The following is a 19,113-nucleotide window of genomic DNA, read 5'->3' on the forward strand; positions in this document are numbered from 1 at the left end:
CTACTCGTCCAGTTCGTCGCCGCGAGTGACGCCGGTCACCTCGAAGCGGGCGCCGCCGGCCTCGCTCTCGGTCGCTCGCACCTCCCAGCCGTGGGCGTCGGCGATCTCGGCGACGATGGCGAGCCCGAAGCCGGTCCCACCCTCGTCGTTCGACACGCCGCGTTCGAACACTCGCCCGCGCACGTCCTCGGGGATCCCGGGGCCGTCGTCCTCGATGTAGAACCCGGGGTCGCTCTCCGCGAGCGTGCCGACGCGAACGGTGACGTGGTCGGCGTCGTCGGCCTCCGGCCGACTGCTCGTGGAACCGTGTTCCACGCTGTCCTGCTGAGCCTGCGAAGCAGGGCTCGTCGAGCTGTGCTCGACGGCGTCGTCGGCCCCTGGCTCACTGCTCGTGGAACCGTGTTCCACGGCGTTCCGGTAGCAGTTCTCAAACAGACGTCCGAGGCGGTCGGCGTCGCCCCGGATCGAGTACGCCCAGTCGGTCGCCAGCGTCGCCCCGCCGGTGTCGACGGCGTCCCAGGCGGTCTCGGCCTGGTCCGCCCCGGTGATCCACTCGAGTTCGTCGATGTGGCTCCCCTCCCGAGCGTAGGTGAGCACTTCGTCGACGATGGCCTCGATGCGGTCGTGCATCTCCTCGACCTCCTCGAGTTCCGACTCGTCGCCCGACCGCCAGTACAGCTCCAGGCGACTCTGGGCGACGTTGAGCGGGTTGCGCAGGTCGTGGCTGAGGATGCCGGCGAACTCCTCTAACCGTTCGTTCTGGCGGTCGAGTTCGCGCTCGCGGCGTTTCTGCTCGCTCACGTCGACGGTGACGCCGACGATGCCGCGAGCGCGGCCCTCCTCGTCGTACCACGGCGCCTTGGTAGTCTGGAAGAAGAGATCCTGACCGTTGGGCGGCTGGGCGTGCTCGATCCGGTCGCGGATCGGCTCGCCGCTCTCGATGACCGACCGGTCGTCGGCGACCGCCTCGGCGGCGTTGTCCACCTCGTAGAGGTCGAAGTCCGTCTTCCCGAGCACGTCCTCGGGGGTGTGGAGGATCTTCCCCTCGGGCGATTCGATGAACGGCTCGACCACGTCCTCGCTGACGAGGACGTGGCGGCCCTCGGTGTCCTTGAAGTACACCGACATCGGGACGTGGTCGACCAGCGAGCGCAGCATCGCGGCCTCGTCGCGGGCGAGCGGGTCGGCCTCGCGTCCGGATTCCGGTGAGGGAACGTTGGCGACGAGATAGCCGGAGCCCGTGCGCTCGTCTACGAGCAGGTCGACCTCCGTCTTGAACGCGACCCCGTCGGCGTCGGTACAGTGCCACTCGCGGGTCTCGTAGTTGCCGCCCCGCGCGCGTTCGAGCATCGTCTCGACCGGGTCCGCGTCCGGGTCCATCCACTCCAGATGCTCCTCGCCGTCGGCGCCGCGACCCTGGCCGCGAAGCTCCTCGGTGATGTCGGTCACGAGCAGGTCCCGGACCGTCGCGTCGGTCAGGTCGGCCGGCTCCCACCCCCACCGCTCGTAGAACCGCTCGTTGGCGTCGCGGAGCGCCAGCGTCTCGGGGTCGAACTCGACGACGGCCTCGTCGGCGAAGTCGGCGAGGCGCCACGCGGTGGCAGACGAGGCGCGGTCGGCGAGTCGTTCGACCTGCACCGGGAGCACCGTCGCGAGGTCGTCGCTCGGCTGGACGTGGGCGGCGCGTGCGTCGTCGACGATCCGCTCGAGGACCGACCGCTCCAGCCCCTCGGCGACGACGACGACCGCGGCCGCGCAGTCGGCCTCCCTGGTCCACTCGTAGTCCGCGCTCGACGGACAGACGATGCAATCGACCTCGGTCGTCGACCCGTCGACGAGCGTGTCGAGTCCCCCGTGTTCGACGACGGCGACGGCGTCGTCCCCCGACAACACCGCCGCGAGCCGCTCGCGGTCCTCGGGCGCCCCGACGACCGCAGTCCTGACTGGTTCGTCCCGCGTCCCCTGCATTGGACCCGTCTTCGCTCGGCCCTGTGAAATACCTCCCGACGGGACAGTCGCGCTCGAAATGTGAATCTTCGATGGGGTCCGGGACGACAGCGCCGAGGGTGTGCCGGCGACGCCCTCAGACGTCGTCGCCGCGGGGGACGCCGCGGAACTCGAAGCGGGCGCCGCCGTCGTCGCTCTCGGTTGCCCGTACCTCCCAGCCGTGCGCCTCGGCGATCTCGCGGACGATAGCGAGCCCGAAGCCGGTTCCCTCCGCGGCGCTCGTCACGCCGCGCTCGAAGACCGTCCCGGGGTCGTCGATCCGGATCCCCGGCCCGTTGTCCTCGACGTAGAACCCGGGGTCGGGATCCGCGAGCGTGCCGACGCGGACGGTCAGGTCTCGGCCGGCGAGCGCGGACGCGTCGCCGTCGTCGTCCCCTGGCCCACTGCTCGTCGAGCCGTGTTCGGTGGCGTCGTCGGCCTCCGGCCGACTGCTCGTGGAACCGTGCTCGACGGCGTCCTGCTGAGCTTGCGAATCAGGGCTCGTGGAACCGTGTTCCACGGCGTCCTCGGGAGCTTGCGACCGAGGGCTCGTCGAGCCGTGCTCGACGGCGTTCCGGAAGGTGTTCTCGAACAGGCGGGCCAGCCGGTCGGGGTCGGCCTCGATGGCGTGGGTCCAGTCCTGTTCGAGCGTCGCCGCGCCGGTGTCGACGCTCCCCCAGGCGCGGGCGGCGACCGCGGCGCCGTCGAACCACTCGGTCTCCTCGACGCGGCTGCCCTCGCGGGCGTAGTCGAGCACGTCGCCGATGATGGCACCGATACGGTCGTGCATCTCCGCGACCACGTCGAGTTCCGACTCGTCGCCCGTCTGGCGGTAGAGGTCGAGCCGGCCCTCGGCGACGTTGAGCGGATTGCGCAGGTCGTGGCTGAGGATGCCGGCGAACTCCTCGAGCCGTTCGTTCTGGCGGTCGAGTTCGCGCTCGCGGCGCTTCCGGTCGGTGATGTCGACGGTGATGCCGACGATACCCTGCAGGCGCCCGTCGTCGTCGTACCACGGCGCCTTGTTCGTCGAGAACCACAGGTCGCTGCCGTGGGGCGGCTGGACGTGTTTCTCCTCGCCCCGCAGGGGCTCGCCCGTCTCCATGATGCGCTCGTTGTCGGCGGTCGCCCGCTCGGCCATGTCGACGGTGTACAGGTCGAAGTACGTCTTCCCGAGCACGTCCTCGGGCGTGTGCATGATCTTCCCGTCGGTCCCCTCGATGAACGGCTCGACGAGGTCCTCGCTGACGCGGACGTGGCGGCCTCGTCGGTCCTCGAAGTACACCGACATCGGAACGTGTTCCATGACCGAGCGCAGCATCGCGCCGTCGTCGTGGTCGGTGTCCTGGCCGGCCGAGTCGGGCACCGACGCGAGCAGATAGCCGATCCCCGTCGAGCGGTCGGCGACGACTTCGACCTCGCTTTTGAACGCGCCGTCGACACCGGTGCAGTGCCACTCGCGGCGCTCGAAGTCGCCGGTCAGCGCGCCCGCGACGAACGTCTCGACCGGGTCCGCCTCGGTCCCGTCGATCCACTCCAGGTCCGCCTCGCCGGGCTCGCCTCGGCCCCGACCGCGGTGTTCGTGGGTGAGGTCCGTCTCCCGGAGGTCGGCCAGCGTCGCCGTCTCCAGATCGGCCTCCGAGAGCGCCCACTGTTCGAGGAAGGCGTCGTTGGCCTCGCGGACCGCGTGGCTGTCGAGGTCGAAGGAGACGACGGCGTCGCCCGACCGGTCCGCGAGGCGCCAGCCCACCTCGTCGCGCTCGCGCTCGACGAACTCGTCCACCCGCGTGCGGACCACTCGCCCGGTGTGGCGGTCCTCGCCCACGTACGCCGCCGCCGGGTCGTCCAGCACCCGGTCGAGCGTGGCCCCGTCGATCCCCTCGCCGCCCGGGTCGAGGACGACCACCGGGACCGTCCGGTCGACCTCGCGGACCGCGTCGTAGCCGCCCGCGCCCGTCCCGCAGACCAGACAGTCCGCGCTCGACTCGACCGCTTCCCGAACCGACCCGAGCCCGTCTCGGGTCGGCTCGTCGCCGTCGCCAGACGGCGCCCCCAGCGAGAGGGTGGCGTCGGACGCCAGCGCGTCGGCGGCGGCGTCGCGAACCACCGGGTCCTCCGCGACCACCGCGACCCGCGCCGAGGTGTCACCGAATCGGGACATGGCGCCGTCTATGCCGGTTCGTATCATAAACGTGGTGCATGGTTGCACGGAAGTCCAGTCGACGAGCGGCCCGGTCGGCGGGATCGAACCGCCTATATTCCTCTGGGAACCCCTGGATAATATCATGCCCAAGATAAGCGTGGAGGTGCCCCAGGAGTTGCTGGACGACATGGACGAACACGTCGGGGAGGACGGCAAGTTCGTCAACCGCAGCGAGGCGATCCGCGCCTCGATGCGCAAGACGCTCGACATGCTCGACGACATCGACGCCCGACAGGGCCGCCTCGACGAGGAGCGATGAGCGAGCCGCGTCCCGCGCTCTCGCCGGTGCAGGTCGGCCTGATCGGCCTGTTCGTCACCGCCATCGTCACCGCGCAGTTGACCGCCTCGAAGCTGCTGATGTTCCAGCTCCCCTTTCAGCTCCCCCTCGCTGGCGGCGCGCTGGTCCTCCCGGGCGCGGCGCTGGCGTACGCGGTGACCTTCTTCGCATCCGACTGCTACTCGGAGCTGTACGGCCGCAAGGCCGCAACCGTCGTCGTCAACGTCGGCTTCCTGATGAACGTCGTCATGCTCGTGCTCGTCTGGAGCACCATCGAGGCGCCGGCGCTTCCCCAGTCCGCCCCCGGACAGATCGACCTCGCCGCCTTCCGGAGCGTGCTGGGGTCGAGCACCGCCATCGTCGTCGCCAGCCTCTCGGCGTACGTCGTCAGCCAGAACTGGGACGTGTTCGCCTTCCACTGGATCCGCGAGGCCACCGACGGCGACCACCTCTGGCTGCGTAACGTCGGCTCGACCGCGACCAGTCAACTCATCGACACCGTCATTTTCATCCTCGTCGGGTTCGTCCTCCTCGGTTCGACATCCCTGTCGGGCGCCGTCACCCTCATCGCCGGCCAGTATCTCTTCAAACTGTTCGTCGCCGTCGCCGACACTCCCTTCGTCTACGCCGTCGTCGGCGCCGTCCGTTCGGGGGAGTCCGCCTCCGCGACCGCCTACTCCCGACCCGACTGAGCGCGCGTTCGTGTTCGATTCCGGTACTGAGGCGTGCGTCGAGTGACCGCGACCGTACTCGACAGTGAGCGCTGAAAGCCCTCGCCGCGCTCGCTAGCTGTCGTATCTACCGCAGTCGACGGCAAGTGCTGAAGGTTGTCGCACGGCTACGGGCAAGCGCGGATGCCGAGAGAAACGGATGTCACTCGGGGTCGACGCCGAGCGCGTCGAACGCGCGGGGCGGGTCGCCGTCCATCCGGCCGAGGAGGTCGACGACGCGGTCGCGGGACTCGGCGCCGACGGTGACGTGGACGACGCCCTCGCCGGGCTGGCCGTAGCAGACGCTCGCGCCGTCGGGCGCGGCGGCGATAGCGGGGAGCGCGGCCAGGTCCTCCTCGCCGTCGACGCGGACGAGCGTCCGCTCGTCGGTCGCGAGCGCGTCGGTCAGCGCGTCCAGCAGCGCGGCGGTGAGCGTCCCGGGCGGGTTCTCGATGGCGCGGACGCGGTCGAAGCGGTCGTCCTCGATGCCGTCGCTGACCTCGTCGTCGACGGCGACGCGCTCGGTGCGCTCGTCGACGAAGGCCAGGTCGGGCACCCGGCCCGCGTCGAGGGTGTGGTAGGTGACGATGTCGCCGACGGTGACGAGCGGGTCGCCGGCGGCGTCGAGAACGGCGGCCGTGTCGGTGGAAACGGGGCCGAACGGGTCTTTGAGCTCCGAACGGAGCGCGGACTGGAGTTCGAGGACGACGGTCACGTTAGCGGACCTTCAGCGCGTAGCGGCCGGGCTCGGTGACGCCCATCTCCTCGGCGATCTCGCTACGGTCGGGGTGAGTGATGACGACGAAGCCCGCCCAGTCCTCCGTGAGCGACGAGGACCCACAAGAGACGCAGGTCTCGGCCTCCTCGGAGTCCTGCACGCGGTGGCACTCGCGACAGACCAGTCGGTCGGCCATCAGTCCTCACCCGCTTCCGTCGGCGCCTCGCGCTGCTGGCGCTCCTCTTCGAGCCAGCCGTGCTTGCCGAGGCCGACCTGTTTGGCGGTGAGGCCGATCTTCGAGTCCCGGGGGTTGCGCTCGTCGATGCTCTTGGTGACGATGCGCGCCCGGACGGCGTCGCCGACCCCGAGCGTGCGGTTGGAGTCCCGCGAGGAGAGCATCTGGCCCTCCTCGTCGTAGGCGAGGTACTCGTCGGAAATTTGGGAGACGTGCAGCAGGCCGTCGACGGGGCCGATCCCGACGAACGCGCCGAAGTTGACGACCTCGACGACCTCGCCGTCGACGACCTCCTGCATCTGCGGATCGAAGGTCAGCGCGTCGAACTCGGCGGTGAAGTAGACCCCTTCCTGTCCGGGGACGACCGCTCCCTCGCCGATGTCGTGGACGTCGATCACCGAGACGACCGAGCCCACGTCTTCGTCCATCCGTCCCTCGAGCTTGTCCTGCAGGAGCCGTTTGACCAGCCCCGGCGTCACCTCGGCCAGGTGCGCCGGCGGCACTTCGACCGTGTCGCGGAGTGTAACCCGTTTGTACATGTTATGGTTGAGTGACTGTGAGTTTGTTCTCGGCCCGTAAACTAACTACCGGAACGCCGGCGTCGAGCAGCCGGCGCTTGAGCGGACCGTCGTTCGTGACCGCGTGCGTTACCGCCTCCCGCCCGGCGACCTCGACCACCGCGTCGTCGGCGTAGCCCTCCTCGTGGCCGACCGACTCACAGCGGTCGGCCGCGAGATCCAGCCCGACGCTGGCCGCCGTCGCCTCTTTGCCCCGCCCGTCGGCGAGCTTCGCGAGTTCGTCGCGGACCGCGTCGGGGACGAGCAACTCGTCGTCCCCCAGCAGCCGCTCGATCTCCTCGAACACGCGAACGTCGCATTCGACGGGCATCATCAGTGCGTTCGTGTCCATGACGACGCTCATTCCCGCAGCGTGCCGATCCCGATGAGCCGCCAGCGGCCGCCCAGCCGTCGGTTGATGGCGATCTTCGCGCCCTCGCGAGCGCAGACCGGTCGCTGGAGCGCGACCTCGGCCTCGCCGCCGCGAGCGCTGGTGACCGAGCCGACCGTCGTGGCCGTGCCGATGGTCATCATCAGCGGCTCACCCGTCGAGATCTCCTCGACCTCGCCGGCGTTCTCGCCGACGATGCGGTCGAGCAGATCGACGTCCATCGTGAACTGCTCGTGGGTCGGCGGCAGGCTCCCCGGCGGTCCCGCGACCTGCCCGGCGAGCGCGTCGCCTTTCGTGATCGAGGGGTCGAGCCCGGTACCGACGCCCAACAGCCCGCCGGGCGTGGCCGTCTCGACGGTGTCGCCGCCCGCCTGCAGCGACCTGACGGTCGTCTCGACGGGCTGCCACTCGGTCTGGCCGCCCTCGTCGACCTCGCGGCCGGGGCGGAGCTGGATCTCGTCGTCCGCTTCGAGTTCGCCCCGGACGAGCGAGCCGCCGAGCACGCCGCCCAGCAGCGAGTCCCAGGTCGTGCCGGGACGGTTGATGTCGAAACTGCGCGCGACGAGCATCTCCGCGTCGGCGTCGGGGTCCCGGTCGGGCGTCGGAATCTCCCGCTCGACGGCGTCGATCAGCAGATCCATGTTGACTCCCTGCCCGGCGCTGATCGGGACGATAGGGGCGTCCTCGGCGACGGTGCCCTCGACGAACTCCTGGATCTGCTCGTAGCTCTCGCGGGCCTGTTCGGCGTCGACCAGGTCGATCTTGTTCTGGGCGACGACGATGTTGTCGATGCCGATGATGTCCAGCGCCATCAGGTGTTCCTCGGTCTGTGCCTGCGGGACGTCCTCGTTGGCGCTGACCACCAGCACCGCACCGTCCATGATCGCCGCGCCGGAGAGCATCGTCGCCATCAGCGTCTCGTGACCCGGCGCGTCCACGAACGAGACCGTGCGCAGCACGTCCGTCTCCGTGTCGTGGTCGCCACAGGTCTCCTCGACGGTGTAGGCGTCGGGCACCTCACCCTCCGGACACTGCCGGAAGGTCGCGTCGGCGTAGCCGAGACGGATCGAGATCCCGCGTTTCATCTCTTCGGAGTGCTGGTCCGTCCATTCGCCCGAGAGCGCTTGCACCAGCGTCGTCTTGCCGTGGTCGACGTGACCGACGAGTCCGATGTTCACCTCCGGTTGTGTGTTCGTCGTCATCTGGAGAGTAATCTTGCCGAATCTTCGCCCTCTGCGACTGATAAACCTACTGTTCCGTGGCCGGACCGTGGTAGCACCGAGCACCGGCCGTCCACGGTGTCGCCGCCTCAGCCGTCCAGCGCGCCCTCGACGGCATCGACCAGATCGTCGAACCCTCCCGTCGAGGCGCCCTTCCGGACGTACTGCGCGCCCCGCTCGCGGGCGCGCTCGGCGAGGTCGTCCTCCTCCGCGCCGGTGAACAGCACCAGGTCCACCTCCGGGTGGGCCGCGTCGACGGCGTCGAGCAGCGCCAGTCCGTCCATACCGGGCATCTCGTAGTCGCTCACCACGCAGTCGACCGAGTCGTCGACACGGGCGAGCGCGTCGTCCGCGTCGGTCGCCGTCCGGACGGCCACGTCGTCGAGCCGACCCAGATAGGCGCCCGCCAGCGCCGTCAGGTCCGGGTCGTCGTCGACGACCAGCACCGTCCGCATCTCACAGCGCCCCGTCGACCGGTGGAGCGGACCCGAATCACGCGATGCACACATCACCCCAAGATTATTTTCGGTCCGTGTTAATGACCGACCAGCGTTTTCTGTCGCTGAAAGTGCCGCCCGATAATGGCAATTCGAATACAAAAAGCCGCTTCAGCGAACCGTTTAGGGGCTCGGCGCCGATGGTTGGGGTATGAGCAGAGCCAGCGAGGAGGCCGGCGAGGAGGGCGATGTCGCGGACGTCGACCCGGCGGAGGCGTTCGGCGTCGTCGCCAACGAGACCCGTCTGGACATCCTCGAGGCGCTGTGGCGCGCCGACGACCGACCCGTGAGCTTCTCGGCGCTCCACGACGACGTGGCGATGCGCGACAGCGCGCAGTTCAACTACCACCTCCAGCAGCTCACCGACCAGTTCGTCGTCAAGACCGAGGCGGGCTACGACCTGCGCCACGCCGGTGCCCAGGTCGTCCGCGCGGTCCGGGCGGGCACGTTCACCCGCCAGCCCGACGTCGACCCCTTCGCCGTCGAGGGCGCCTGTACCCGCTGTGGCGGCGGGCTCGAAGCGCGCTACGCCGACGAGCAGTTCCGCATCGACTGCGTCGACTGCGGCAAGTCCCACGGCGAGTACGAGTTCCCGCCCGGCGGGCTCGTCGACCGCACGAACGAGGAGATCGCCACCGCCTTCGACGAGCGCGTCCGACACCTCCATTGCCTCGCGGCGGACGGCGTCTGCCCCTCCTGCGCCGGCCGCATCCACACCGAGATCGCCCGCGGCGGCGACTGCTGTCTCGACGTCGCCCTGCGCGCCGAGCACGTCTGCGAGCGCTGTCGCAACGAGCTCTGCTCGCCCGTCGGTCTCGTCCTGCTCGACGAGTCCGTCGTCTCGGCGTTCTACGACGACCACGGTATCGACCTGTCCGACCGGCGCTACTGGACGCTCCCGTGGTGCGTCGACGACGAGTACACGACCGTCGACTCCGTCGACCCCTGGCGCGTCACCGTCGAGATCCCGCTGGCCGACGACCGCCTGACGGTCACGCTCGACGGCGACCTCGACGTGGTCGACAGCGAGTGTCTCACCTGTGAGGGGTGACGCGAAGGGCCATCCTCCGTCGGTCGTCGCTCGCTCCCCCGCCGTCCCCGGGTTCTCTCGCGACGGATGTCGGTGGACTGGTAGCCGGTGGACGACCGGTAGTGGCCGGTAGGCTGCCGCTCGCTTGCCGGTCGGTAGTGAAGTGTCGAAAGGATTATTTCGACGTAGCTGTACGTTACGTTGACTGAACATATGCGTAGGGGCATCCGTCGGGACGAGGGGTTGCGGTCGGGCAGGGGGCAATCGAACGTCATCGCGGTGGTGTTGCTCGCGGGACTGGTCCTCGCGGGCGCGACTGTGGTCGTCGTCGCCGGGTCGACGGCGATCAATGAAGCGCAAGATGGCACATCGTATTCGACCGCCGAGCAGTCGATGCAGTCGCTCGATGCCGAGATACAGGAGACCCTGGCTAACGATGGGGGGCAGTCGTTCGATCTTCCGCCGATCGAGAACGGGAACTGGAAACGCGTTGACGACGGGGCGGTTACGCTCACGCTCGAGGGATCCGGGGGAAGCAGTGACTCTGTGAGCACGGACCTCGGTGCCATCGTCTACGAGCAAGGCGAGCGGACACTCGCCTATCAGAACGGCGCGATCTTCGAACGGACCGGAGAGGGAACCGCAGTTACATCGGAGCCACAGATCGGGTACCGAACTCGTAACGACGAACCGACGCTGAATATTCCGGTTGTGCAACTGTTGGGAACCGGAAACGGCGTCGACGGGCGAGTCCGATTCGAACAACAACCGGCCACCGACTTGCTCGAATCGATCGACAGGTCGAAGTTCGCTTCGATCGGCGCCGGCGAACCGATTAACCCTATCCGCCCGGGAATGGAGGTCACGCTCACGATAGAGAGCCAGTACTACGAGGGATGGGGAGCGGTCCTCGAAAGCCGCCTGTCGGCGCCGATAAGCTACGACCACACCAACGAGCAGGTGTCATTCACACTGCAAGGACCGAGCCCCGCGACGAGCGTATCGACGTCGATTACCGCGGTCGGTGGGGTCCTGCCGGTGACGAACACGATATCGACGGACAGCTACGACTCGGCAAACGGACCGTATTCGGCACCAGGTGGTTCCAACGGCGATGTCTGGACGAGGGGGTCGCTAGATCCATCGTCGGCTGTCACTATCCGTGGTGATGTAAGGGCAGAAGAAGGTGTGGAACAGATAACGAACACGTTGGAGGTGTACGGTACGACTGCACTCGGGGACAATCCTTCGGGGACGACCGTTTTCGCTGGCGGGAGCCCAGTCTTCCGCGATACGTTCTCCACGAAGGATACGTTTGAGACGGCCGGTAGCAGCGTCACGTTCCAAGGAGACGTGATCGTCGACAACGACGTAGTCCTGTTCGACGGGTCGGTTATCGAAGATCCCGGACCGGATGAGGCGGATATGTACGTCGATGGTGACGCCGAAATCGGGAGCGGTGCGGTGATCGAAGGTGACCTGTACGTCCGCGGCGACCTCGAATTCAGCGACAACACCGGTGGCGGCGCCAAGCCCTACGTCAAAGGGGACGTGATCACGACCGACCAGAACATCGAAGGGAATCCGTCGGAAGTTGTGGTCGATGGGACCGTTCAGCAGCCCTCGACTATCCCCTCCAGTTCGATGGAAGACCCCCTCGAGACCGACGTTCCGGCCGACCTGACCGAGCGGAACCCCTCGGAAGTCAACAGCGACTTCCAGACGTTCTCGAACCCCGGAGACCGAGACAACACTGCTGCGACCTATATCAGCGGAAATGAACTCATCTGTGGGGGGCTCTCGCAGTGTTACAAGAACGCCGGTCCCAATCCACAGCTGTGGAGCAACGACGACACGAACACGATTCGGCTCGAGGCCGGAGACTACTACCTCAATGCGATCGACCTCGGCAACACGAACCTCGAGCTCGATACGTCCAATGGTCCGATTCGAATATTCGTCCGCGACTACGTCTCGGTCATCGGAAGTTCGACGATCTCCGTTCCGAGTGCGGAGAACGATGTCGAAATATACGTCGACGGACAATCGACATCGTCTGGCGGACACGCGTTCTATATGACTGGATCGTCGAAGTTCACGACGACCGGTGACCAGGCATCGCTGATGTCAGTTTACGTAAACCCCTCGAAGAGCATGGAACTGAACAGCGACGCGTCGTTCACCGGCCTGTTACACGGCGGTAGTTCCTCGGGCGCCGATACCAAGGTCACGAACGACGTAGATATGTACGGGAGTATGATCGGCGATGTGACTGAAGTGAGCAGTAATTTCGAGATTCACTACGACGAGGCGCTCAGTTCGCGGTCGTACGTCACGAGCGTGTCCGGTAGCGACAGGATCCTATACCTTCAGATGAAAAACCGGGCCGTCTCCGTCGACGGATGACCGGAAACGAGCCAGCTTCGTGAGTCCGGCTTGAGACACTGCACTACTGGCCAACGATTCTCCGTTCGCCGAGCAGACTTGTTGTAAGCTGGAGCCCCGTGTCGCACACCACCGTGACGGAGATACGGTGGTACGCGAGGTGAAGCAGAAATCGCTGATCCAAGTCACCGGAAGTCGTAAACGACCTTCGAGTGCGAGATGACTGCCCGGTCCGTCCCGACGATACAGGTGACGTGTCCGGGGTCCGGACGGCGACAGGCCGGCCGGCCGGCCAGCGGCGCGCTGGCGGGTCGGGTCATGCCGTCGACGCTCTCGTTGAGTTGGCGTTCCCACACGTCGACGCGGTCGGGGACGCTCTGGACTGTCACGTTGAGTCGGACGGGGTCGCTGGCAGTTTTCGTGAGCGAGCGTCCGCTACTGTTGGCCAGCACCGCGTGGATTTGGTGGGTCGCGCCGCCCACTGACTGGACCGACGAGTTCGTCTCGACGACGGGGACGACCGACCGGTCACCGGAGATGGTGAGATGGGGTTCGGTGACGGCGACCGACCCCCTCGCCTGGTCGCGGATCACGAGCGTGTTCTCGTAGGCGATGTTCACGTCGTCGGTCTTGTAGACGATCGGTCGGAACGTTCGGTTGATCGCGACTTTCCCGCTTCCCCGATTCGCCGTTACGTTGACCGTCGTCGGCGCGCCGGTCTCCAGCGTCGCGCTGTCGAGGGTCAACTCCGTGTTCCGACTCGTCGCCGTCCCGTAGTACAGCGCCTCCACGTCAGCGGCGACCGACTGCATCGCGAACTCGCCGTTGTCGGCGACCGTCGACGACTGCACCTGGTCGAGCGCCGACACGCCGAACGTCACGACCCCACCGACCGCCAGGACGACCGCCGAAAAGACCAGCACGTAGCCGATGACCTGGCTCTGTCCTCGCTCGCGGTCGCGCCGGCGCTCAAACACGTTCGATCACCACCTCGGCCGTCGGGCCGTCGTATCTGACTCGGATCGGTCCACCGTTGAGCCGCGTCCGGCGCAGGTCGCTGTCGGCCTGTCGCACCGGGACGGTCACGTTGATGTTCGAGTCGACCGCATCGAGGTAGAGCGTGTACCGGCCGCTATCGACGTCCTCGGGGAGGACGCCGACCTGATACTGCGACCCCGCGACGCGGGTGGGGAACTGCCGGGTCACCGCGGCCTGCTCGGGAACCGAGTCCGTCTCGTTGAAGCGGTCGACCGTCATGACCGTCGACGAGAGCTGTTGGCCGACGACTTCGAGCTGCTGGCGGACCGTCTCCTGGCGCTCGTTCTGGATGAGCGCTTCCGTCCCGAGGATGAGCCCGGTCGTCAGCAACAGCGCGATCGCGACGATCAGGACGTAGGAGACCGCCGTCGAGACCCCGCGGTCGTCGATCATGTGATCTCCTCCGGTGCGACCTCGAGGTCCGTCTCGTAGGACACGGTCGCCGAGTGGTAGCGGTATCGCACCTGGGCACCGTAGACCACGCGGTTCGCGTCGGTCATGACCTTCGAACTCGACGGTGGCGCGTCGACGATCATCCAGTATTTCCCCGAGACTGTGTTTCCGTTGACGAACTCCACGTCGTATTTGTTCCAGTCGGGTTCGAGCGCAGCCAGTGCCCGACAGTGGGTTCCGCCGGCCGTCCCGGCATCGAGGTCGAGAAAGACGTTCGTGGTGCCGTCCGGTCTCGGCCGCGTACACGTCCAGTCCCCTCCATCCGGACCTTCGGTTCTGATCTCCATGGTCGAAGAGCCCGTCTGATAGAGCGTTATCGTCCACTCGGGACCCGAGCTTTCGGGTGAATCGAGACGGAGCGTGAATCCGGTCGCAGGACTGGTCGCGGTGAGGCTCTCGATCTTGAACGTCGCGTTCCTGAGTTCGACGTCTTCGGCGGCCGTCCAGTCATCTATCAGCACACCCGTGAGACTGTTCGGCTCGGCGAACCGGTCGGTGCTGGACTGCTTGATACGCGACCCCTCGACGAACAGGCCGCCACTCGGCGGAGCGGTGACGTTGACGAGTCGACCGTGTCGTGCGTGGTGTGTCCCAGTCTCGTTACCGAGGGGGTATAGGGTTTCCCGAAACTGCGTTTTCAGATTCGTTTCGACGGACGACGACGGAGCGCCCGGTTGCCCGTCGAAGACCTCGTCGAACTGGTCGGTCAGATCCGCTTCGACCGTGTCGCGGACCGCGACGGCGTCGCTTCCGCGGACGACCTGATTGTCGTGGCTCGCGAGCGTCGCGGTGTACGTGCTCGACGTGAGGACGAGCGTCAACCCGATCAGTCCGACGGCCAGGACGAACGCGCCGGCCAGCAGCAACTGTGCGCGGTCGTCGCGAGCGGTATCGAGTACTACCCCCGCCACGCGACCACCTCGACTTCGAGGACGTTGTACAGCTCGCTGGGGCTCACGTCCTTGGCGTAGAACGTCCCGGGAGACGACACGTGCCGGTCGTACAGCGTCACCGTCGTCGAACTCCGGACGGCCCCGTCACCGGGCGCGCCGTTGTAGACGAGTCTCGTTCGTTGCCGGCCGTCACCCGGTGTTCGATAGCGGATGACGACGTTGGCCGTGACGGCCGGACCGAAGCTCTCCTCAAGCGCTGTCCCGAACTTGTTCGAGGGGTACGAACCGGTGTACCACCGTCCAGTCGCGCCGCCGAAGCTCGTTCCGGCCCAGTCGTCGACGAGTGCCGTTCGGAGGTCGCCGTCCGCGGCCGTCGTCGTGAGAACGCTGCCGACCAGAGCGCTGTCCACCGGTGCCTCCGTTGCACCGCTCGTCGTCGGTGTGAGCACGACCGCCTGGAGCGCGAACGCGAGCGCTGCCAGGACGACCAGCGCGGCCAACACCCCCTCGAGCGCGAACACCTGTCCACGGTTCTCCCTCACGTTACCACGTCCTGACGACGACGAACACGTCCTCGCCCTCGAACCGCACGAGTCGCGTGGCCGTCACGTAGTTCTGGTTTCTGACTGCGCTCGATCCGGCGGTCAGGGGCGTATCACAACTACCGTCTCCGACGCCCACGAGCGCACCGTTTCCGCTGGTGTCCAAACAACGCCGTTCGCGAGTTCCGTCGCCGTTCACGTCCGCTTCGAACGTGACGTTGAGCGGTTGATAGGGAGCGCGTCCGGAGTCGACCGCGAACCCGTTGTCGGCCCCGAATCCACACTCTCCCTGGTCGCGGAAGTACGCGAGCGTGCAGCGTTGATCGAGTTCGCTGGAGTCCCCGGACCCCGAAAGCGCCGTCTCGACGAGATAGTCCGCGACGCGTTCGGTAGCCAGCGAGTCCTCGCTGTCGGTACCGCTGTCGTCGCTCAGTGACCCGAACGCCGTCGGCACGAACACCAGAGTCCCGAGCACGACGACCAGAAAGAGGCTCACGCCGATCGAGAAGTCGAAGACTGATTGGCCGCGATCACCGACTCCGACCCCGTGATTGTCCCGATTCATCGGTCCCTACCCTGCGCGACGACCGGGAACCGCCGGACCCCCCTGTGACCCGCGTCCGCGACCGACTCTCGCTCGCGGACGACCCGAGTCGTCACCAGTGTCGTACGTCACATAGCTTAACACGTTTAGATAAAACTTGCGCCATGCGTGGGGATAGGTGCGGGATACTCGGCCCGGCAAGCCGGCGCCGCTCCGGCTCGATCTCCCCGCCTCGGACCGCGCCGGCGTCCTTATGTCCGTTCGCGCCAACCCACGCCCGTGCAGGAGTTCGCGTTCGAGCTCGCGCTGTGTGCCCGCCTCGAAGAGCCCGAGCGGGTGGTCGGCCGCCAGCTCGGCGCCGCGGTCCACGGCCGTCGGGTCGCCGACGTCTGTCTGGTCGAGCCCGGTCCCGAGTTCGAGGACCGCGCGGCGATCACGGCCGAGACGATCCCGCCGCTGGCGATCGAGAGCGCCGTCGGGCCGGGGACCGCTCGGTCGGTCACCGACGCCTTCGACTGCCACCCCGACCGCGCCCGCGCGATCGCTGAGCGCGCGGTAGAACTGGGCTATTTCGAGCGCGAGCGGGCGGGTTCGAGTACGGCCGTCCGCGCGACCGTCCGCTACCCCGACGACTGGTTCGACTCGCTGGTCGGCATCGAGAACAAGCCCGACCTGGACCGACCGGGCGACCTGCGGGACCAGCTCCGCATCGACGCCTCGCTGGGCGTGTTCGACGAGGTGATACTGGCGACGGAGACGTACGTCACCGGCGCGCACCTCAACCGCCTGCCCGACGCGGTCGGGGTCTGGCGGTTCGACCCCGAGACCGGCGAGCGCGAGGTCGTCCGCGAGCCCGAACCGCTCGACACCGACGGGCCGGGCATCGAGTTGCTCGACCGCGAGCCGGGCCGCGCCGAGGTGCGGCCGGTCACTGCCGACGAGAAGCGCCGCCAGCGTCGTCGGATCGCCGAACGGGCCTACGGGAAGGGGTGGCGGACCTACGAGCCGCCCGACTGCGAGCGGTGCGTGCCGGGCGACGCCGAGCCCGTCGCGTTCGCGGACGCGGGGCTGCCGTGGTGCGCGTGGGGCGACGAAATCGTCCGTCCGGTCGCCGACTGCGGGCCGACGTGCCCGGGGTACGAGCCCGTCGACGGGGATGCCGACACTGACGAAGACGGGGAGCCGCCGGTGGCCGACTCGGACGCCGTCCGCGCCCGACGAAGCGCCTGGGAGCCCGACCCGGCGGGCGTCGACCGCCGGCAGGCCGGCCTCGACCGGTTCCTGTGAGTTACTCGACGGGCTCGCCGGCCGCGTCGTCACCGGTCGCCGCGTCGTCGCCGGTGTCGTTCGTTCGCTCGCGCAGGTAGCGACTCCCGGCGACGTACACGAGCGTGAATATCAGGACGAACGAAGCGGTCTCGGCGGGCGCGACGGCCCCGTCGAAGCCGAGCTGGACCCCGACGTAGGCCACCGTCGCGACGACTGCGACGATGATCGTCGCGAGGACGGGGCGCTCGACCGCGATATCGTCCGACGCCATGTTCATGACGTGGCCCACGGCCTCAATCCGCATAGCTGTGTGGGGCCGCCCGACGCCGGACGCTGGCGACGCGCGCCCGTTCCACACGAAACGGGGGGGATCACCGTGTCACGAACGACCGAACTGCACGGGACGGGCCAAGCGTTTAGACGTGTGAACACGACACACAGAGTATGGACAGTCGCGAATACGCCTTCGAGGGGGGACGGCCGGAGATCCACGGATACGCCCACGTCAGCCGGGAGGCGACGCTGGTCGGGGACGTGACCGTCGAGGCGAACGCGAACGTCTGGCCGGGGGTTGTCCTGCGCGGGGACGTGGCACCGGTCCGCGTCGGTCGCGAGTCGGCGGTCGGCGACAACGCGACCGTCCACGCCTCGGCGATCGGCGAGAAAGTGATGGTCGGCCACAGCGCGGTGCTGAACGACACGACCGTCGAGGACGGCGCCCTCGTCGGGTTCAACTCCACCGTCAGCGACGCCGTCATCGGCGCGGGCAGCATCGTCGCGATGGGCACCGTCGTCCCGCCGGGCTACGAGGTGCCGCCCGAGTCGTTCGTCCGCGGCATGCCCGCCACCGTCACGCCGCTCTCGGAGACGAACATCGACCCCGAGGCCGTCTTCGAGGCGTTCAGTTCCGGCGACTACGCCAACCTCGCCGACCGCCACGAGGAACTGTTCGGCGGCCCCGGGACTGCCGGCGTCTGATCACTCGGTCTCGGCGGCGAGCGTTCGGTCCGCCGGGTCGAATCCGTCCGGGTCGGCGGCGTCGACCCCGCCCGTATCACCCGTATCGAGTTCGACGAGCCGGTCGACGCGGCGCTCGAACTCGCGTTCGTCGATCTCGCCGCGAGCGTAGCGGGTTTTGAGCTCGTCGAGGGGGTCCGTCTCCGGCGCTTCGGCACCGTCGTCCGTTCGGTTCCGTAGCATCGGGAGGAGTTCGGTCCCGACGAACAGCAACAGCGGCGTCAGCAGCAGCCACCCGACGACGAAGACCGTAGCGGCAGGTGTCAGTCCGAGGAAGAGCGCGCACAGGATGCCCAGTGGGAGGGTGAGCATCGCGACGAGAAACGCCGCGGCCTCGACGAAGTTCTCGAACATACAGCCAGTTGACACTGTGGCCGAAAAACGGTTTCCCCGTCGGCCGGATCCGGCGGTTGGTTGTTTAGAGTCCGCTCGTGTTCACGGCGGTCGTCACGTCGCGCCAGTTGCGGACGGTCCAGTAGCCGACACCGGAGGCGACGATCGCGGCCGACAGCAGGTAGACGAAGAGGTGTGAGGCGACCACGGCGTCGGGATAGGTCACGCCGTAGACGACGCCCTCGGTGCCCAGCCCGATCATCACGAAGCCGACGACGCCGACGCCCGCCGCGGTGACGAGCGCGGGCCGCCCGTAGTACTCGGAGTGTTCGGCCGCCAGCAGGGCGGCGACGAAGCCGACCGACCCGGCGAGCACGTAGAGGGGCAGTCGCCCGACCAGCCCCCCGGCGTTCCCGGATGCGATCCCGACGATGCCCAGAAAGGCCGCCGTGAGCGCGAGCGTCGTCGCGCCGATGAGCGGCCCCGCCCGTGCCAGTACGTCCCGTTCGAGATACCCGTTCGCCGACGTAGCCATCACTACAACGACGGCCGTCTCCGTACAAAAACACCCGTCAGCCGGGCGTCACACCCCTGTGAACGCAGTGATATGTCCAGACGTTCCGAAACCTATTTGCCCGCCAGCGGGCTACCGACTGGTGATGACCCGGTCCGCTCTCGCGTGGCGCTGGCGCTCGCCCGCCCAGAGAGCGGACAGTATCGCGAGTGCGGTCGGTCGGGCCTAACCCGGTCGTCCGGGGCGCGGTGCTCACTCGTTCTCCCGCACGCTCGCTCGCCAGCCACCGCACTCCCACCGACAC

General features: G+C 67.8%; 22 protein-coding genes. 6 read left to right on the forward strand and 16 right to left on the reverse strand.

Annotated features, from left to right (window positions below):
* Together C475_RS03120 and C475_RS03125 are read right to left on the reverse strand one after the other, a co-directional pair.
* Positions 1 to 1,968, reverse strand: a complete 1,968-nt coding sequence (locus tag C475_RS03120) for a sensor histidine kinase (RefSeq protein WP_006882307.1) — start codon at positions 1,966 to 1,968, stop codon at positions 1 to 3.
* Positions 1,969 to 2,083: 115 nt separating this feature from the next.
* Positions 2,084 to 4,144 carry a sensor histidine kinase gene (locus C475_RS03125; protein ID WP_006882308.1) on the reverse strand — a complete coding sequence of 687 codons (2,061 nt, stop codon included), beginning with the start codon at positions 4,142 to 4,144 and terminating at the stop codon, positions 2,084 to 2,086.
* 124 nt (positions 4,145 to 4,268) lie between these two features.
* Between C475_RS03125 and C475_RS03130 the strand changes: the two genes are divergently transcribed.
* Entirely contained in the window at positions 4,269 to 4,445 is a 177-nt protein-coding gene (locus C475_RS03130; RefSeq protein ID WP_006882309.1) for a ribbon-helix-helix domain-containing protein, read from the forward strand.
* Positions 4,442 to 5,155, forward strand: coding sequence for a queuosine precursor transporter (locus C475_RS03135; RefSeq protein WP_006882310.1), 714 nt, complete (start codon positions 4,442 to 4,444; stop codon positions 5,153 to 5,155). Before C475_RS03130 ends, C475_RS03135 begins: the two co-directional genes overlap by 4 nt.
* A gap of 181 nt (positions 5,156 to 5,336) precedes the next feature.
* Here the strand turns inward: C475_RS03135 and C475_RS03140 are convergent, their stop codons facing one another.
* From C475_RS03140 to C475_RS03165, 6 genes are all read right to left on the reverse strand, one after another.
* Positions 5,337 to 5,888, reverse strand: coding sequence for a GTP-dependent dephospho-CoA kinase family protein (locus C475_RS03140; protein ID WP_006882311.1), 552 nt, complete (start codon positions 5,886 to 5,888; stop codon positions 5,337 to 5,339).
* Position 5,889: 1 nt separating this feature from the next.
* Entirely contained in the window at positions 5,890 to 6,090 is a 201-nt protein-coding gene (gene spt4, locus C475_RS03145) for a transcription elongation factor subunit Spt4 (protein ID WP_049929968.1), read from the reverse strand.
* Entirely contained in the window at positions 6,087 to 6,665 is a 579-nt protein-coding gene (locus tag C475_RS03150) for a DNA-directed RNA polymerase (protein WP_006882313.1), read from the reverse strand. The genes spt4 and C475_RS03150 overlap by 4 nt, the downstream gene beginning before the upstream one ends.
* A 1-nt stretch (position 6,666) precedes the next feature.
* The gene (locus C475_RS03155; protein WP_006882314.1) at positions 6,667 to 7,047 is read right to left on the reverse strand and encodes a hypothetical protein; all 381 of its coding nucleotides are present in this window, start codon (positions 7,045 to 7,047) and stop codon (positions 6,667 to 6,669) included.
* Positions 7,044 to 8,276, reverse strand: a complete 1,233-nt coding sequence (locus tag C475_RS03160; protein WP_006882315.1) for a translation initiation factor IF-2 subunit gamma — start codon at positions 8,274 to 8,276, stop codon at positions 7,044 to 7,046. Before C475_RS03160 ends, C475_RS03155 begins: the two co-directional genes overlap by 4 nt.
* 107 nt (positions 8,277 to 8,383) lie before the next feature.
* Positions 8,384 to 8,803, reverse strand: a complete 420-nt coding sequence (locus tag C475_RS03165) for a response regulator (protein WP_082223233.1) — start codon at positions 8,801 to 8,803, stop codon at positions 8,384 to 8,386.
* Positions 8,804 to 8,942: 139 nt separating this feature from the next.
* Between C475_RS03165 and C475_RS03170 the strand changes: the two genes are divergently transcribed.
* A complete protein-coding gene (locus C475_RS03170) occupies positions 8,943 to 9,842 on the forward strand; it encodes a winged helix-turn-helix domain-containing protein (RefSeq protein ID WP_006882317.1) in 900 nt (299 codons plus the stop codon).
* A gap of 192 nt (positions 9,843 to 10,034) precedes the next feature.
* Positions 10,035 to 12,227, forward strand: a complete 2,193-nt coding sequence (locus C475_RS03175; RefSeq protein ID WP_049929971.1) for a DUF7289 family protein — start codon at positions 10,035 to 10,037, stop codon at positions 12,225 to 12,227.
* Positions 12,228 to 12,391: 164 nt separating this feature from the next.
* Here C475_RS03175 and C475_RS03180 read toward each other — a convergent pair whose 3' ends face one another.
* The 5 genes from C475_RS03180 to C475_RS03200 are packed head-to-tail and all read right to left on the reverse strand — an operon-like array spanning position 12,392 to position 15,697.
* Entirely contained in the window at positions 12,392 to 13,183 is a 792-nt protein-coding gene (locus C475_RS03180; protein WP_006882319.1) for a DUF7289 family protein, read from the reverse strand.
* On the reverse strand, positions 13,176 to 13,637 hold the full coding sequence (locus tag C475_RS03185; protein ID WP_006882320.1) for a DUF7266 family protein: 462 nt from the start codon (positions 13,635 to 13,637) through the stop codon (positions 13,176 to 13,178). Before C475_RS03185 ends, C475_RS03180 begins: the two co-directional genes overlap by 8 nt.
* Entirely contained in the window at positions 13,634 to 14,608 is a 975-nt protein-coding gene (locus C475_RS03190) for a DUF7261 family protein (protein WP_006882321.1), read from the reverse strand. The genes C475_RS03185 and C475_RS03190 overlap by 4 nt, the downstream gene beginning before the upstream one ends.
* Positions 14,596 to 15,132: a DUF7288 family protein gene (locus C475_RS03195; RefSeq protein WP_049929973.1), complete on the reverse strand. Its 537-nt coding sequence runs from the start codon at positions 15,130 to 15,132 to the stop codon at positions 14,596 to 14,598. Before C475_RS03195 ends, C475_RS03190 begins: the two co-directional genes overlap by 13 nt.
* Before the next feature lies 1 nt (position 15,133).
* Positions 15,134 to 15,697: a DUF7287 family protein gene (locus C475_RS03200; RefSeq protein ID WP_006882323.1), complete on the reverse strand. Its 564-nt coding sequence runs from the start codon at positions 15,695 to 15,697 to the stop codon at positions 15,134 to 15,136.
* Positions 15,698 to 15,955: 258 nt separating this feature from the next.
* Between C475_RS03200 and C475_RS03205 the strand changes: the two genes are divergently transcribed.
* Positions 15,956 to 16,963, forward strand: a complete 1,008-nt coding sequence (locus C475_RS03205) for a DUF5787 family protein (protein ID WP_006882324.1) — start codon at positions 15,956 to 15,958, stop codon at positions 16,961 to 16,963.
* 1 nt (position 16,964) lies between these two features.
* On the opposite strand, the gene C475_RS03210 is transcribed toward C475_RS03205, so the two are convergent.
* Positions 16,965 to 17,222, reverse strand: coding sequence for a hypothetical protein (locus tag C475_RS03210; protein ID WP_049929976.1), 258 nt, complete (start codon positions 17,220 to 17,222; stop codon positions 16,965 to 16,967).
* A 167-nt stretch (positions 17,223 to 17,389) separates the two neighbouring features.
* On the opposite strand from C475_RS03210, the gene C475_RS03215 reads away from it, so the two are divergent.
* On the forward strand, positions 17,390 to 17,923 hold the full coding sequence (locus C475_RS03215; protein WP_006882326.1) for a gamma carbonic anhydrase family protein: 534 nt from the start codon (positions 17,390 to 17,392) through the stop codon (positions 17,921 to 17,923).
* On the opposite strand, the gene C475_RS03220 is transcribed toward C475_RS03215, so the two are convergent.
* Both C475_RS03220 and C475_RS03225 read right to left on the reverse strand, forming a co-directional pair.
* A complete protein-coding gene (locus tag C475_RS03220) occupies positions 17,924 to 18,316 on the reverse strand; it encodes an SHOCT domain-containing protein (protein WP_006882327.1) in 393 nt (130 codons plus the stop codon).
* A 64-nt stretch (positions 18,317 to 18,380) separates the two neighbouring features.
* Entirely contained in the window at positions 18,381 to 18,830 is a 450-nt protein-coding gene (locus C475_RS03225) for a hypothetical protein (RefSeq protein ID WP_006882328.1), read from the reverse strand.
* Between the last annotated feature and the right edge of the window lie 283 nt (positions 18,831 to 19,113).

The organism is Halosimplex carlsbadense 2-9-1, from assembly GCF_000337455.1.
Classification (GTDB): domain Archaea; phylum Halobacteriota; class Halobacteria; order Halobacteriales; family Haloarculaceae; genus Halosimplex; species Halosimplex carlsbadense.